Below are 15,333 nucleotides of genomic sequence, written 5' to 3' on the forward strand. Positions count from 1 at the left end.
CCGGCATGACCGGGCGCGACTTCATGCAATATCCTCGGCATTTTGACAAGCTTTTCAGAGCTCGGACAAAATGGCGCCAGGGTAAGCGTGCGGAAATGACGTTCTCGAAACGCCCGGCAGCGATTACCCTGAAAGCGACTTGGTGCCCCCGGCAGGATTCGAACCCGCGACCCTCTGATTACAAATCAGATGCTCTACCAACTGAGCTACAAGGGCATTGGGCATGCCCACTAGCAGATTTGCCCTCGCTGTAAAACGAAAAAATCAACAATATGGCCGGTATTTTCGCGCTCTAGCGCAAGTTCATCGGTGCTTTGGGCTTGCAAAAGACGGCCCTCTCGGGTGATCTGGCGCGGCGAAAGACCTCTTCCCGCAAACGGAAATGCGACAATGCCCGAGAAAACGCCCGCACTTTGCTTCCTCTCCTCGGAAGCGGATGACGCCAGGAAAGCCAAGGCGGAGCTGGTCGGGCGTTACGGCAGCGTGCCGGCGGAGGAGGCCGACTATATTGTCGCGCTCGGCGGCGACGGCTTCATGCTGCAGACGCTCCATGAGACAATGAATTCCGAGACCCCGGTCTACGGCATGAACCGCGGATCCGTCGGCTTTCTGATGAACGAGTATTCAACCGAAAACCTGCATGAACGCCTTCAGGCGGCCGACATGAACGAGCTTCGGCCTTTGCGGATGACCACGCGCAATGCCGATGGAACGTCATCCATCGCGCTCGCGATCAATGAGGTGTCGATGCTGCGCCAGTCGCACCAGGCAGCCAAGCTTCAGGTGCGGGTCGATGATCGCGTCCGCCTGCCGGAACTGGCCTGCGACGGCATTCTCGTGGCGACACCGGCCGGCTCCACCGCCTATAATCTCTCGGTTCACGGGCCGATCATTCCGCTCGAGGCCCCGCTTCTCGCCATCACCCCGGTCAGCGCCTTTCGCCCACGCCGCTGGCGCGGCGCGCTTTTGCCGAACCGCTCGGTCGTCGATATCGAAGTGCTGGAGCCGGAAAAGCGCCTCGTCAACGCCTTCGCCGACCACACCGAGGTCAAGCACGTGCTCCATGTGCGCATCGAGCAGGACCCGGAAGCCCGCGCCAAGGTGCTGTCGGACCCGAACCGCTCCTGGTCGGAACGGATCCTCGCCGAGCAGTTTTCGGATTGAGGCGTAAATGCCCGCTAAATTTGCTTGAAATCAAAGACACAACTAATAATAACGGCATCCTGACAATCGTATTGCGGGAGGGAGGGATGTCGAGAAGAAGGACGCTGATCTTCGCGCTGGGCCTGGCCGGCGTTGCGGTCGTTCTGGCCGCTACGGCGTTCGTTGCCTTCGAGGCGAACCGGGTCAGGCAGATTTTTGCCGCCAATGCGGCGCTGAAGGAGGAAGGCTACTACCTCTCGCCCTTCGAGTTCGAACTGCTGAGCGTTTCCTATTATCTCGACCACGGGCAATATCTGAAGGGCATTTCCCGCCTCAACCAAATCCACGAGCAGATGACGACGCGCGAAGGGCTGGTCAGGATTCCCGAATTCTCCGATGCACAGGAAGAACTCGCCTTCTTCAAGGGCCTGCAGAACCCGGACACCGGCGCCTTCTACCCCAATGATGACGATCCGGTGGTCACCAATATCGGGGTGACGGCCAACATGATCAATCTGATCGAAGCCCTGAGCGTCAAGGCAGGCGAGCCCTTCGCGCTCGATTACCCGCTCTCCTTTCTTAACAGGATCGACACGTCGGAAGAACTGACGGCCATGCTGGACGACGCCTCGCAGGTCGGCTGGATCGGCACCATGATCAAACCGGCCTTTGTCAGCGCCGTCGAGTTGCAGGAGCTGATCGAACAGGATGAACGGCTCGGAATTTACGGGTTCCCGGAAGACTGGAAGCAGTCCTACTACCGGTGGTTCTATGACGAACAGAACCCCGAGACTGGCCTGTGGGGTCCGAGGGACCGAAGAACCGGCGAGATGCTGGAGGGCGGCGATATCGGCGACAGCGGCAAGATCATCAAGATGTTCGTTGATTCCGATGGCGACAATCTTCGCCCCGGCATGCCGCTTCGCTATGCCGACCGCATCTTCGCATCGGTGATCGCCGGCCTCTCAAGGCCGATGCCTGAGGCTCCCGACCGGCTCCACCGCTGGATCATCGATCAGGATCGCGGCTTTCGCTTCCTGACGAAATATGTCTGGAAGAACGCGACTCCGGCGGAAAGGGAGGCGGTGCAGGACCTGCTCGAGCGCTTCATCACGACACGCTTCGCGCTCTTTTACCTGCCCGATGAAGGCGCTTTCTCGCTCTATCCGGACGCCGCGCATGCCGATCTGGACGGCACCAGCGAAGCCGCCGGCATGCTCGATTATGCGGGAGAACTGTCGGCGACCCGGCAGGCGCTCCTCTGGGGAAGCCCGGCGGAAACGATCCGGCCTCTCGGCAATCTTGCGGCCGAGAGATTGGACGAGCATGCGATGTCAAAGCTGAGCAACGCGGATGATCTCGTATCCGTCCGCTTCTATGCCGAGGCGCCGACCGACGATTTCACCGCCACGCCACTGGCAATCTACTATCCCCGCGCGCCGGTCGTTCGCGATACGGTCGATCTTCTGGTCCGCTTGCGCCTCTGGCTCGACACGACCACGCAGACCATGGGCAATTGGGGTCGCCGCGATGCCATCATGGAGCGGATTTCGGCAACGCCCGTCAGCCCGGACGCGGCGGTCCTCGAAGGCCAAGACACAGCCTTTCTCGACGCGCTCTTGCAGGAACATGGAAAACTGGTCGCGATCGGCTTCGACACGCTTCAGGTGCCGCGCTACCGCATCGATTTCGAGGCCCCGTAGTTTTCCAAACCTTACAGACCGAACACATGGCGGTTCAGGGCGGCCCATTGCAGCATCACCACCGTCTTGGCATCGGACAGCGCGCCGCTCTCGATCATGGCCATCGCCTCGTCGAAGGAAAGGAAGACAAGCTCGATATCCTCGTGCTCCTCGTCAAGTCCGCCGCCGGCGCCGACGCGCATCGTCTCGTCGACGATTGCGGCATAGCAGTGCACCTTTTCGGTCATCAGGCCGGGAGCGGAGATGATGGAGCGCAGCGGCAGCAGATTTTCGACATGATAGCCGGTCTCCTCGCGCGCCTCGCGGATGGCGGCCTCTTCCGGCGTTTCGCCCTCGTCGATCAGCCCGGCCGCCGCCTCGACAAAAAAGCCGTCCCCCTCGCCCATGGCATAAACCGGTACGCGGAACTGGCGGACGAGCACGAACTTTCCGGCGGTCCGATCGAACACCAGCACCGAAGACGCCGCCGGCCGTTCGCAGACTTCCCAGGACCGCCCGATCACCGTGCCGTCGCTGAACCGATAATCGAAGGAATAGTCGACCAGCCGGCTCCAGCCGTCGTGAAGCGTGGTCTTTGCGAGATTGGAGATGCGGTCGCGCTGATCGTTCATCATGAAATATTCCTTGAAATATCCCGGTCGGTTTCGAGCCGGCCAGTTGTAAAACATGATCGAGACTCATAATAACTTCTCCGGCAAACACAATGCGGAGCCGCAATGAACTATCGCCACATCTACCACGCCGGAAATTTCGCGGATGTGCTCAAACATGCGGTGTTTGCGCGGCTGATCACCTATCTGCAAAAGAAGGACGCCGCCTTCCGCATTCTCGACACCCATGCCGGCACCGGGCAGTACGATCTTTCGAGCGCGGAAGCGCAGAAGACCGGCGAGTGGCAGACAGGCATCGGCCGGCTTCTGGCAACCGAGATACCGAATGACGCGGCAGCGCTCCTTGCTCCTTATCTGGACGCCGTGCGGGCGCTGAATGCCGCCCCGCAGATTACCGCCTATCCCGGTTCGCCAAAGCTTGCGCGCATGCTGATGCGCAAGCAGGACCGGCTGTCGCTGATGGAACTGCACGAGACCGATTTCGCCACGCTTCAGGCGCGCTTTGCCGGCGACCATCAGGTCCGCGCGACAATGCTCGACGGCTGGCTTGCGCTTGCCGGCCATCTGCCGCCGAAGGAACGGCGTGGCCTCGTCCTGGTCGATCCGCCCTTCGAGAAGGAAGGCGAGTTCGAGCGTCTTGTCGACGGTCTTGCCAAGGCCCACCGTCGCTTTGCCACCGGCATCTACTGCCTCTGGTACCCGATCAAGAAGGGCGCGCCGGTCGCAGCCTTTCACGCGGCGCTCCAAGGCCTCGGCATCCCGAAGATCCTGTGCGCCGAGCTTACGGTCAGAAGCGATCGCGAGACCGAAGGGCTCACCGGCTCGGGCCTCGTCATCGTAAATCCGCCCTTCACGCTGAAGGCGGAGCTCAACATCTTGCTCCCCTTTCTGAAGGAGCGTCTTGCACAGGACCGTTTCGCCAGCCAACGCTCGTTTTGGATCGCCGGGGAGAGCGACGGCGAAAGTTGACTTGAACCAAACCGGTTTTTCTCGGAGGGAGTGACCGATGAAACTGCTTTATGCGCCTGCCTCGCCCTTTTCCGCCAAAGTGGTCATGGCCGCCCATTATCTCGATATCGACATTAATCTCGAGCCGGTCGATACGGTCGCACCGGCCGAGGCGCTGCTCGCCGCCAATCCGCTCGGCAAGATCCCGACGCTGATCACCGACGATGGCGAGACACTTTATGACAGCCGGACCATCATGCATTTTCTCGACAGCATGGCGGAGGAAAAGCGCCTCTACCCGCGCAAGCCGGAAAAGCGGGCAGCGGTCGAGCGCATGGAAGCGCTTTGCGACGGGATCTGCGACGCGGTGGTGCTGGTTGTCTATGAGAAGCGCTATCGCACGCCCGAAACCTGGCACCAGCCCTGGGTCGACCGGCAATGGGACAAGATCCGTCGCGGCCTCGATTATCTCGACGAAAACCCGCCTATCTTCAAGAAGAAGCTGAATGCCGGCCATTTCGCCCTTGGCGGCTTGCTCGGCTATCTGATGCTCCGGTTTCCGGGGGAATGGGAAGAACACCGCGTCCGGCTTACCCGTTGGCCCTCGGCCTTTGAGGAGGCTTTCCCGGCCTACCGGACCCTGAAGCCGCACGTCTGAGACGTTCGCCCATACAGGGCAGAAACGCGAAAACCCGCCGTGATGGCGGGTTTTCCATGTTCCTGCAGCGGTCCGGCGATCAGAAGTGGACGCCGAGGCCGACCTTGACGGTGTTTTCCTGGAAACCGCGCTCATAGGTGTTGCCGTTGAGCTTGAAGTCCTGCTTGCCGTAGTCGGTGTAACGATATTCGACGCGGGCCGAGATATTCTCGGTGACCATGGCTTCGACACCGGCGCCGACGGTCCAGCCCCAGCCCATCTGCGTATCCTTGTCGCCGGCCTGCTTGGCAACCAGCTTGGAACCGGCGAGACCGGCCGTGCCGTAAAGCAGGACGGGATCCATGGCATAGCCGACGCGACCACGCAACGAGCCGTTGAAGCCCTGCTCCATCTTCAGGCCGGGATTGATGTTCTCGCTCTGGTTGGAGGTGGCGAGATCGCCTTCCACACCGTAAACGATATTGCCGGACTGCATGTTGTAGCCGCCGAACAGCGTGCCGCCCCAGCCGTCTGCCTTGAAGTCGCCCTCATCGAATGTGCCCCAGTCCCAGTTGGCGGCGCCGCCGAGGTAGAAGCCGCTCCAGTTGGAAATCGGCGCCGGAGCCGCATAGGTCGCCGGGCTCGGCTCATAAGGCTGGGAAACGATGGCATCGGCAGCCTGAGCCGCGCCGGCGCCCATCAGTACCGCGGTTGCGGCAGCAAGTGTCTTGTTCATGTTCCGCATCTTGTCTCTCCTTCAGTCGATACCGGCTGCCGGACGCCCGGGAAAGGACGATCACCGCGCCGTATGCGCTTAAAAGATGAAATAGAACCGGGAGCACACCTTTTCAATACTCTAAAATACCTTGTAATTTCCTTGGTTAATGATCTATTTACATTCTGATTTGGTATGTATATAATGATTAATATTATATTTATCCAAATTTGCAGAAATTTAAACTATAGACCTATCGTCAAAAACATCGCCAAGGCGCAACAGAACCGTCAACTTCCATTTGGCGCTTTTTCCTGTCAGACGATATAAGCTTGCGGCCGAAGCGAGGGAACATCACGATGCAGCAGACGACACCGACAAAGACCGCGCTCGTGACCGGCGGCGCGAAAAGACTTGGCCGCGCGATCGTCGAGGACCTGGCCAATTGCGGCTTCAATGTGGCAATCCATGCCCATACCTCCCTTTCCGAGGCCCGTGAACTGGCGGAATCATTGCGCCGGACGGGTGTCGCGGCCGAAGCCTTCGGCGCCGATCTCCTGGATACCGAAGCGACCGGCGGGCTTTTCGGCGCAGTCAATGCGGCGATGGGGCCGGTCGGCCTGCTCGTCAACAATGCCTCCCTGTTTCGCGCCGACAGCGCCGGTCACTTCGACGAGGCGCAGTTCGATCAGCATTTCGCCATCCATGTGAAGGCGCCGCTTATTCTGGCCGAGCGTTTTGCCCGGCAATTGCCGGAGGACGGGAACGGACTGATCGTCAACATGATCGACCAGCGGGTCTGGTCGCCGGTACCGAACTTCTTCACCTACGGGCTTTCCAAGAGCGCCATGTGGGCGGCAACGCAGACGCTGGCGCAGGCGCTCGCGCCGCGCATCCGCGTCAACGCCATCGGACCGGGGCCGACGCTGAAAAACAGCCGTCAGAGCGATGCGGATTTTGAAAGCCAGGTCGCGGCTCTTATCTTAAGGAGAGGACCGGAGCTTGGCGAATTCGGGTCAACGATTCGCTATCTCTTTGAAACGCCTTCAATCACGGGACAGATGATCGCGCTTGATGGCGGGCAGCACCTGGCCTGGGAAACACCGGACGTAACGGGTATCAACGAATGACACGACAGACGCCGTCCGACGGCGGCATCCTTTATGACGAAGACGACGGCGACCTGCCGGAGGTAGCGGAGACAAGCGCCGCGGTCGAGGCCGGCGAAATCGTCTGGAACGACGCCGCGACCGAAAAGCATGCGCTGAAGGGCGCTGCCCTGATCGGCGAATTCGTCAAGCATCTGCCCAACAGCCCCGGCGTCTACCGCATGTTCAACGCCAATGGCGATGTGCTCTATGTCGGCAAGGCGCGCTCGCTGAAAAAGCGCGTGACCAATTACGCCCAGGGGCGCGGACATTCCAACCGCATCACCCGGATGATCACCCAGACGGCGCATATGGAATTCGTCACCACGCGGACGGAGACCGAGGCGCTGCTGCTGGAGGCAAACCTGATCAAGCGCCTGCGGCCGCGCTTCAACGTTCTGCTGCGCGACGACAAGTCCTTTCCCTATATCCTGATCACCGGCGACCACGAGGCGCCGGCGCTGTTCAAGCATCGCGGCGCGCGCGCGCGAAAGGGCGACTATTTCGGGCCGTTTGCCTCCGCCGGCGCGGTCGGACGCACGATCAACGCCATGCAGCGGGCCTTCCTGATCCGCTCCTGCACCGACAGCGTCTATGAAAGCCGCACGCGGCCCTGCCTGCTCTACCAGATCAAGCGCTGCGCCGGTCCGTGCACCGGCGAGATCTCCACCGAGGACTATGCCGCGTTGGTGAACGAGGCGAAGGCTTTTCTTTCGGGCAAGAGCAAGCAGGTCCATGCCGAACTCGCGGACGCCATGAACCAGGCCTCCGAGGAGCTCGATTTCGAGCGCGCGGCGATCTATCGCGACCGGCTGTCGGCGCTTTCCCATGTGCTCGGCCACCAGGGCGTCAATCCGGCGGGCATCGAGGAGGCCGATGTCTTCGCCATTCATAACGAAGGCGGGCTCTGCTGCATCCAGGTGTTCTTCTACCGGACCGGCCAGAACTGGGGCAATCGCGCCTATTTTCCCAAGACCGATCCCTCGCTGTCCTCCGCCGAAATCCTCAACGCCTTCCTGGCGCAGTTCTACGATGACAAGCCGATCCCGCGCGACGTCTTCCTGTCGGAGGAGATCGAGGAACGGGCTTTGCTCGAATTGGCGCTTTCCGAACGCGCCGGGCGCAAGGTGACCATCGCGGTCCCTAAGCGGGGCGAAAAGCGCGAGGCGGTCGGCCATGTTCTCGCCAATGCGCGCGAGGCGCATGGCCGCAAGCTCTCCGAGACGGCAACGCAATCGCGCCTGCTGCAGGGCTTTGCCGAGACCTTCGGGCTGTCCTCCGCGCCGCGCCGCATCGAGGTCTACGACAACTCCCATATCATGGGCACCAATGCCGTCGGCGGCATGATCGTCGCCGGGCCGGAAGGCTTCGTGAAGGCGCAGTACCGCAAGTTCAACATCAAATCGACCGAGATCACGCCGGGCGACGATTTCGGCATGATGCGCGAGGTGATGACCCGCCGTTTCTCACGCCTCGTCAAGGAACACGGCATCCCCGACCGCAGCCAGCCGGTCGAGGCCGATGACGACGCCCCCTTCCCCGCCTGGCCGGATGTCATCCTCATCGATGGCGGCCAGGGGCAGATGTCGGCGGTGCGCGCCATTCTGGAAGAGCTGGGCATCAAGGATGCGGTGACGGCCATCGGCGTCGCCAAGGGCGCGGACCGCGAGGCCGGTCGCGAGCGCTTCTTCATGGAGGGCAAGCCCGATTTCTCGCTGCCGCCGCGCGATCCGGTGCTCTATTTCATCCAGCGCCTGCGCGACGAGGCGCACCGTTTCGCCATTGGCTCGCACCGCGCCCGACGCAAGAAGGAGATGGTGAAGAACCCGCTCGACGAGATCGCCGGCATCGGCCCGTCGCGCAAGCGGGCGCTGCTCCAGCATTTCGGCTCGGCCAAGGCCGTCTCGCGCGCCGGCCTGACGGATCTGAGCGCCGTCGAGGGCATATCGGAGGCAATGGCCCAGCAGATCTACGACCACTTCCACGACGGCGGCGCCAAATAAAAGCCCGCATGGGCCGGCAAATGCGACAGAAGGCGCGATTAATCCGCGCCGGCATTGACCTTGCCCCTGCAATGGAAGCAATTTGCGCCTACATAGAGCGGACTGCCCGGCCGGCAGTGCGAGCACACGGAATGAAGCCATGGCATCAAAAGCGTATAATATCCCCAACCTCCTGACCTATGGCCGCATTCTTGCGGTGCCCCTGATCGTCCTGTGCTTCTTCCTTGAGGGTAAGCTTTCCAGTTCGGATCCGGCCCGCTGGGCGGCGCTGACGATCTTTCTGATCGCCTCGATCACCGATTTCTTCGACGGCTATCTGGCGCGGGCCTGGAACCAGCAATCCAATATCGGGCGCATGCTGGACCCGATCGCCGACAAGCTTCTGGTCTCCACCTGCCTGCTTCTGCTCGCCGCCGATGTCGAGCGGACGATTGCCGGCTGGTCGCTCTGGGCCGCGATCATCATCCTGTGTCGCGAGGTGCTGGTCTCCGGCCTCAGGGAATATCTCGCCGGGCTGAAGGTTTCCGTGCCGGTAACGCGGATCGCCAAATGGAAAACGACCTTCCAGATGATCGCCATCGGCCTGCTGCTGGCCGGCCCTGCCGGCGACAAGGTCTTCCCCTACACGACACAATCCGGGATCGTGCTTTTGTGGGTCGCGGCCATTTTGACGATGTATACCGGTTATGATTATTTCCGGGCTGGGCTGAAACACGTGGTGGAGGCCGAGAAATGACGAAACTTATCTATTTCGCCTGGGTGCGCGAACGGATCGGCCTGGCCGAGGAAGACATTGACCTGCCTGAAGACGTCACCGACGTCGGCGGCCTGCTGAGCTTTCTCCAGGGCCGCGGCGAGGGCTATGAACTCGCGTTGCAGGAACCGGAGGTCATCCGCGTGGCGCTCGACCGCGTGCATGCGGAACATGACGCACCGCTTGAAGGCGCCCGCGAGATCGCCCTTTTCCCGCCGATGACCGGGGGCTGAGGCCATGCCCGTTACCCTCGATATTCGTATCCAGGCAGACGATTTCGACATCGCCGCCGAACAGGCAGCGCTTGGCAGGGGGCGCGCGGATATCGGCGCGCTCGTCAGCTTCACCGGGCTTTGCCGCGACGAGAACGGGCGGTTGGAAGCCCTTGAACTAGAACATTATCCCGGCATGGCCGAGAGCGAGATCACCCGCATCGCCGAAACCGCCATCGATCGCTTCGGGCTGCTTGGCCTCACAGCGATCCACCGCCACGGTCGGATCAAACCCGGCGAGAACATCGTACTGGTGATTGCCGCCGCCACGCACAGGCAGGCCGCCTTCGACGGCGCAACCTTCGTCATGGACTTCCTGAAGACGGACGCTCCCTTCTGGAAGAAGGAGCATCTGAAGGGCGGCGGCGACAATGGCTGGGTCGAGGCGCGCGAGCGCGATCTCTCCGCTCGCGACCACTGGCAATAAAAGAGACATGAGCCGGCCCTAAGATAGCGCTTGTCGAAAGACGCAGACGGCCTATTCTTGTTTGAGATTCTAATCGATTTGGCTTTGCGGCTTCACCCCTGAACGAGGACACCATGCCTTCCAGTTCCGATTCGCTTACCGTTGGCTTCATCATGTATCCGGGGTTGACGCAGCTTGATCTGTTCGGGCCTGCCGATGTCCTGAACCGGATGCCCGGCACCGAGATCAAGTTCCTGTGGAAGAACCTCGACCCCGTGATCGTCGACCGAGGCATGCGCATCCTGCCGAACACCACCTTCGGGCAGTGCCAGAAGCTCGACATCATCTGCGTTCCGGGCGGGCCCGGCCAGATCGCCCTGATGGACGACGACGAGACGCTGAACTTTCTGCGCCGGATCGCGCCCGGCTGCAAGCTGGTGACTTCGGTGTGCACCGGCTCGCTGGTGTTGGGGGCGGCCGGGCTTCTGAAGGGCTACCGCGCCACCTCGCACTGGTCGTCGATCGACCAGCTTTCGCTGTTCGGCGCGATACCGGTGGAGGAGCGCGTCGTCATCGACCGCAACCGGATCACCGGCGCCGGCGTCACCTCGGGCATCGATTTTGCCCTGCGCGTGGTGGAAAACCTGATGGACAAAACCACCGCCCAGCAGATCCAGCTGCAGATGGAATACGACCCCGAACCGCCCTACCGCTGCGGCACGCCGAAGACCGCCCCGCCGGAAATCCTCGACAGCGTGCGCGCCCGCCTTCACATGTTCCTCTCCAGCCGCCGCTCCGCCAGCGAGCGCGCCGCCGAGCGGCTGAACAGCAAGAAGAGCGGCTGAACCCGAAACGAGGGCCGGCCTGCGCCGCCCCTTCATCTTCCGGAAGAGCCATCGCTACTGAAATTCAAAAATCTTGCGGAAGACGCCGGGCGCGATGGCGGACAGCGGGTTGACCACCAGGTCGGGGTCCGCCGTCTTGCCCGTCAGCTTGAAGGTGATGCCGAACAGGCCCTTGTCGTTGCCATTGCCGAGAAGCGGACCGAAGATCGGGATTTCCGCGAAAATCCGGTTCAGTCCGTAGGCGGGCATGAAGGTGCCGGTCATGTCGATATTGCCGGCGGCATCGCGCACCACGCCCTTGAAGGTCGCGCCCACCTGGTCGCCGCGCACGAAGGCATCGGAGACCTGCAGCACGCCGTCGGAGATATCGATCACCGCCTGGGCGCGCTGGAACCGCTGTTCGGACTCGTTGATCTGGTTGCGATAGGCCGCGTTCAGGCTCTTGCCGTTGGCAGCCGTCGGCGAGGACAGAAGCTGCTTCAGCTGCTGGTCGTTGATCAGGCGGAATTCAGCCAGGTCGAGCATGCCGCGCCATCCCGACCCGGTCTCGACAAGGTTGAGATCGAGCGTGCCGCCGGACATTTTCTGATAGACGCCGAGGAAGCGCAGCAACGCGCCGGTTCCGGACGTTGCCAGCGAAACGGTTTTGTCGGCGCCGTCTCTGCCAAGCTTCAGCGTCACCGGTTGGCCCGTGGCCGTGGTCGCCGAAAGCGAACCGGAGGCTATGTCGCCCTTTCTGACCAGAAGGTCGCCGGCGACGGACGAAAGCTGCCGGCCGCCCTCGCCGGTGACCCGCGCAAGATCGAAATGGATGCGGGCGTTGCCGCTGTCACCGGTCGAACCGCTATCATCCTCCGGCGAACTGAGATGATCGAGAATCGGGCTCGCCATGAAGCTTCGGCCCGTCACGACGACATCGAGGCCGTTCTGCTCGCGCTGAATGGCGATGTTGACATCGTCGCCCTTGGTCAGGGCCACATGGGCGAGCGTTGTCGAGAGCAGGCCGTCCTTGTCGAGCGTCACGCTGCCGCTCGCGGCAAGTCCGCTGCCGGAGAGTTCCAGGTCTTCGAGAACCGTCAGCCCCTCCTTGCTTTCGGTGTCCACCCGGAAGGAGAGCGTCGCCGGCGTGCCGCTTGGCTTCTGCCAGCCCAACCACGGCAGGGAGAGCACCGTCTTTCTCAGATCAAGCGTCACCCTGCTACCTTCCGGTTCATTCACAACCGCCATCGAGATCGGCCCGTCGACATAGCTGCCGAGACCGGGCGCCAGTTTCTCGCGCTGGGCATCATCGAGGTCTGCCGCAAGCCAGAGCACGGATTCCGCCTTCGAATTCGGTCCGAGCGGCTCGGCCCATTCGATATCCAGCGGCACGCCGTTGGCGCTGCCGCTTCCCTCGAAGGCGAGCCGGTCGGGGACAATCTCCAGAAGACCCGCAAGGTCGGCGACCGTATAGCCGCTCACCGGTTTCGCCAGTTTTCCCTCGCTGATATCGGCCGCAACGCTCCAGTTCGGCGGCAGCGGCCCCGGCTCGTCCAGCGGAAAGCGGGCCCTGACGTTCACCTGGGCGTCGCCGGTGAAATCGTCCGGCGTGAAGTCCAGCCCCTTCAGCGCATTGATCGGCGGTGCGGCGGCAAGCTCGACGAGATCGGGGATACGGCCGGCGAGCATCACGTCGACCTCGCCGGTCAGCGGCTTGGCATAGCTGTCGGCGATGGCGAATGTGCCTTCGGCAAGGCGGATGGTCCTGCCCTTGGCGATATTGAGCGTCCCCTCCTCTATCTCGACGTCGACGCTGCCGCCGTTGATCTCCACCCGCGCATCGCTGCGGTTCACGTCGGGGAACTGTTCGTTGAGCGTGATCCTTGTATCGTCGATATCAAAGGCGATCTTCAGCTCGGTTTCGTCGAGATTGACGGGAACGCCCTGCCCCTCGATCCGCCCCGGCGGCAGATAGACGGCGATATCGCCATCGGTGACGACTCCGCCATGCAGGTTCTGGCTGACCCATTCGCGCGGCTTGCGCGCGATCCAGAACGGCCAGAGCTGCTTGACGGCCTCGGTGTCCATGCGCTCGATCCGGGCCCCGAAGGAAAGCTCGGGGCTGGTCGCGTTGCCGAAGACGGCCTTGAACGAGGCGGCCATGATGCCCTGCGGCGAGCTGACGGCGATATTGTCGAGAAGCAGGCGCGGATTGTCCGTCTGGTATTCGCCTGTGAACTTGGCATCGAAGATCAGCGCCGGCAGCCCGGGCTCGCGCGATTTGAACCGCCCGCCGCGCACCAGAACGTCAAGCGCGTAGCCCGTCTGCGCCGCGTCGGGCCGGAAGTTGTCGATATCCATGATGCCGGCGGTGAAGGGGAAGCGGCTGCCGTCGAACTCGATCGAGGAATCCGTCAGTTCCAGCGATTGTTTCGTCGTATCATAGGTGAGATTGAGCCGCGCATCTGAAAAGGCGCGCGCAATGGAATCGGCAACAAAGCGCCCCTTGGCCACATCGAACTCGGCCATGACTGCGGGCAGCCCGCCGGGCGCGGCCCGTGTCAGCGCGATCGCCATGTCGGCGGTGCCCTCGACCCCCATCATCGCCTCGCCTGCATTGTTTTCCTGCAACAGGAACGGCGTCAGCTTGATGTTGCTGAGCTCGGCCTGGAGGCTTTTCGTGCGGCCACGCTCGGCGATCGCCTCGAGCGTGAAGCCGGTCGTCGTGTCATCGAGCGAAACCGCGCCGTCGACCCGCAGAACGCCGTCAGGCAGAAGGTTCAGATTGACCTCGCGGATATCGACGGAAACGGTCCTGCCGGGCGAGGCGCTGCCGACGGGAAACTGGATATCGCTGAGCTGGATCGTCTGTGTGTCCGCGGCGCTCAGGATCCCGCGGGCAAAATCGGTCTGGGTGAAGATCTGCTCCACAAGGATCGGAAGGCTGTCGATGCGATGGTCGGTCAGCCGGAAGGTTCCTGTCGAAGGCAGAGCGGAGGAATCGACGTCGATATTGTCGGCCTGCACCGAATTGACCGAGATCTGTCCGCGCGCAAGGCTCATAGGATCAATGGCAAAGCTCAGAACGCCGATCGAGGCGATCTGCTTCTCACCGGGCCCGATCAGGTTCACGCCGCTGACATTCAGCCTGAGCGAAAGGCCGGAGCCGACCCTCAAAGCCGCCGCATTGATCCGCGCGTGATACCCTTCCGGCATGGCGGTGCGGATCTGCTCATTGGCCTTTTCCGCGAGGAACCGGTCGAGCGAGCCGCTTTCGATGATATAGAAGATGGCCGCGAAGATGATGGCGAAGCCGAGGACGAAGAACAGGAACAGCCGGGCGCAGGCATGCGAAAACCTGTGATGCGGGCGCGTGTGGACGATATTCGGATCATGCGTCTGCGCCGAGGGGAAACGATGAAACGCCACGCGCTCGCGACGGCTGAAGCGCGTGCGCTCTCCGCGAATGTAGGTCTCCTTGTCGTTCCTGTCTTTCAAATCTGCCCCGACGAATACTATAGTCGTGATCAGGGAAAAAGCTGGCGCGAATCCCCTGGGACACGGTTACGATAATCATGACGACGCGCATAGCTGGCAAGCAGACAATCAGCGCGAACGGAGTTTGCCCAAAGCCATATATCCTGAATTCGACTTGAACATGATATGAACGAGGAGTGTTTGCCGATGAGCGACGTGAAAGAGGGCGAAAAAGCCCCTGATTTTTCTTTGCCCGTTGCCGAGGGACGCGATTTTTCGCTCGCCGATGCGAAGGGCAAATCGCTGGTGCTTTATTTCTACCCCAAGGATGACACCAAGGGTTGCACTGTGGAGGCCATCGCCTTTACCGCCCTTGCCGGCGCGTTCGAAGAGGCGGGCGCAATCGTCATCGGCGTCTCGCCCGATACGCTGCAGAGCCACGCCCGTTTCGAGAAGAAACATGATCTTGCCGTGCTGCTCGGCGCCGACGAGGACCACAGCGTCGCCGAGGCCTACGGCGTGTGGAAGGAGAAGAGCATGTATGGCCGCAAGTTCATGGGCATCGAGCGCTCCACCTTCCTGATCGGGCCGGACGGGGTCATCGAAAAGATCTGGCGCAAGGTCAAGGTCGACGGCCATGCCGAGGCCGTTCTCGCCGAAGTCAGGGGCGAAGGCTGAACTTTCTTCTCGGC

14 protein-coding genes and 1 tRNA gene are annotated in these 15,333 nt (G+C 61.9%); 11 read left to right on the forward strand and 4 right to left on the reverse strand.

Annotated features, from left to right (window positions below):
* Positions 1–140: 140 nt before the first annotated feature.
* A tRNA-Thr gene (locus tag FF124_RS15375) sits at positions 141–216 on the reverse strand.
* Between the two features lie 174 nt (positions 217–390).
* On the opposite strand from FF124_RS15375, the gene FF124_RS15380 reads away from it, so the two are divergent.
* Both FF124_RS15380 and FF124_RS15385 read left to right on the forward strand, forming a co-directional pair.
* A complete protein-coding gene (locus FF124_RS15380; RefSeq protein ID WP_138749367.1) occupies positions 391–1,164 on the forward strand; it encodes an NAD kinase in 774 nt (257 codons plus the stop codon).
* Positions 1,165–1,250: 86 nt separating this feature from the next.
* Positions 1,251–2,846, forward strand: coding sequence for a hypothetical protein (locus FF124_RS15385; protein WP_138749368.1), 1,596 nt, complete (start codon positions 1,251–1,253; stop codon positions 2,844–2,846).
* An 11-nt stretch (positions 2,847–2,857) separates the two neighbouring features.
* Here FF124_RS15385 and FF124_RS15390 read toward each other — a convergent pair whose 3' ends face one another.
* The gene (locus FF124_RS15390) at positions 2,858–3,460 is read right to left on the reverse strand and encodes an NUDIX domain-containing protein (protein ID WP_187326970.1); all 603 of its coding nucleotides are present in this window, start codon (positions 3,458–3,460) and stop codon (positions 2,858–2,860) included.
* Positions 3,461–3,562: 102 nt separating this feature from the next.
* On the opposite strand from FF124_RS15390, the gene FF124_RS15395 reads away from it, so the two are divergent.
* Complete coding sequence (locus tag FF124_RS15395; RefSeq protein ID WP_138749370.1) at positions 3,563–4,426, forward strand: 23S rRNA (adenine(2030)-N(6))-methyltransferase RlmJ; 864 nt, start codon at positions 3,563–3,565, stop codon at positions 4,424–4,426.
* 37 nt (positions 4,427–4,463) lie between these two features.
* On the forward strand, positions 4,464–5,063 hold the full coding sequence (locus tag FF124_RS15400) for a glutathione S-transferase (protein ID WP_138749371.1): 600 nt from the start codon (positions 4,464–4,466) through the stop codon (positions 5,061–5,063).
* A gap of 79 nt (positions 5,064–5,142) precedes the next feature.
* Here FF124_RS15400 and FF124_RS15405 read toward each other — a convergent pair whose 3' ends face one another.
* Positions 5,143–5,778 carry an outer membrane protein gene (locus tag FF124_RS15405; protein WP_342777067.1) on the reverse strand — a complete coding sequence of 212 codons (636 nt, stop codon included), beginning with the start codon at positions 5,776–5,778 and terminating at the stop codon, positions 5,143–5,145.
* Between the two features lie 338 nt (positions 5,779–6,116).
* On the opposite strand from FF124_RS15405, the gene FF124_RS15410 reads away from it, so the two are divergent.
* From FF124_RS15410 to FF124_RS15435, 6 genes are all read left to right on the forward strand, one after another.
* Complete coding sequence (locus tag FF124_RS15410; RefSeq protein ID WP_138749373.1) at positions 6,117–6,887, forward strand: SDR family oxidoreductase; 771 nt, start codon at positions 6,117–6,119, stop codon at positions 6,885–6,887.
* A complete protein-coding gene (uvrC, locus tag FF124_RS15415; RefSeq protein ID WP_138749374.1) occupies positions 6,884–8,908 on the forward strand; it encodes an excinuclease ABC subunit UvrC in 2,025 nt (674 codons plus the stop codon). The genes FF124_RS15410 and uvrC overlap by 4 nt, the downstream gene beginning before the upstream one ends.
* 139 nt (positions 8,909–9,047) lie before the next feature.
* Complete coding sequence (pgsA, locus tag FF124_RS15420) at positions 9,048–9,644, forward strand: CDP-diacylglycerol--glycerol-3-phosphate 3-phosphatidyltransferase (RefSeq protein ID WP_138749375.1); 597 nt, start codon at positions 9,048–9,050, stop codon at positions 9,642–9,644.
* A complete protein-coding gene (gene moaD / locus FF124_RS15425; protein ID WP_138749376.1) occupies positions 9,641–9,895 on the forward strand; it encodes a molybdopterin converting factor subunit 1 in 255 nt (84 codons plus the stop codon). Before pgsA ends, moaD begins: the two co-directional genes overlap by 4 nt.
* 4 nt (positions 9,896–9,899) lie before the next feature.
* Positions 9,900–10,361 (forward strand): molybdenum cofactor biosynthesis protein MoaE, encoded by a 462-nt coding sequence (locus FF124_RS15430; protein WP_138749377.1) that lies wholly within the window; start codon positions 9,900–9,902, stop codon positions 10,359–10,361.
* A 113-nt stretch (positions 10,362–10,474) separates the two neighbouring features.
* Entirely contained in the window at positions 10,475–11,185 is a 711-nt protein-coding gene (locus FF124_RS15435) for a DJ-1/PfpI family protein (RefSeq protein ID WP_138749378.1), read from the forward strand.
* Between the two features lie 54 nt (positions 11,186–11,239).
* Here FF124_RS15435 and FF124_RS15440 read toward each other — a convergent pair whose 3' ends face one another.
* On the reverse strand, positions 11,240–14,662 hold the full coding sequence (locus tag FF124_RS15440) for a YhdP family protein (RefSeq protein ID WP_138749379.1): 3,423 nt from the start codon (positions 14,660–14,662) through the stop codon (positions 11,240–11,242).
* 186 nt (positions 14,663–14,848) lie between these two features.
* On the opposite strand from FF124_RS15440, the gene FF124_RS15445 reads away from it, so the two are divergent.
* Positions 14,849–15,319: a peroxiredoxin gene (locus FF124_RS15445; protein WP_138749380.1), complete on the forward strand. Its 471-nt coding sequence runs from the start codon at positions 14,849–14,851 to the stop codon at positions 15,317–15,319.
* The last annotated feature ends 14 nt before the right edge of the window (positions 15,320–15,333 follow it).

It is taken from the genome of Martelella lutilitoris, from assembly GCF_005924265.1.
Classification (GTDB): Bacteria; Pseudomonadota; Alphaproteobacteria; order Rhizobiales; family Rhizobiaceae; genus Martelella; species Martelella lutilitoris.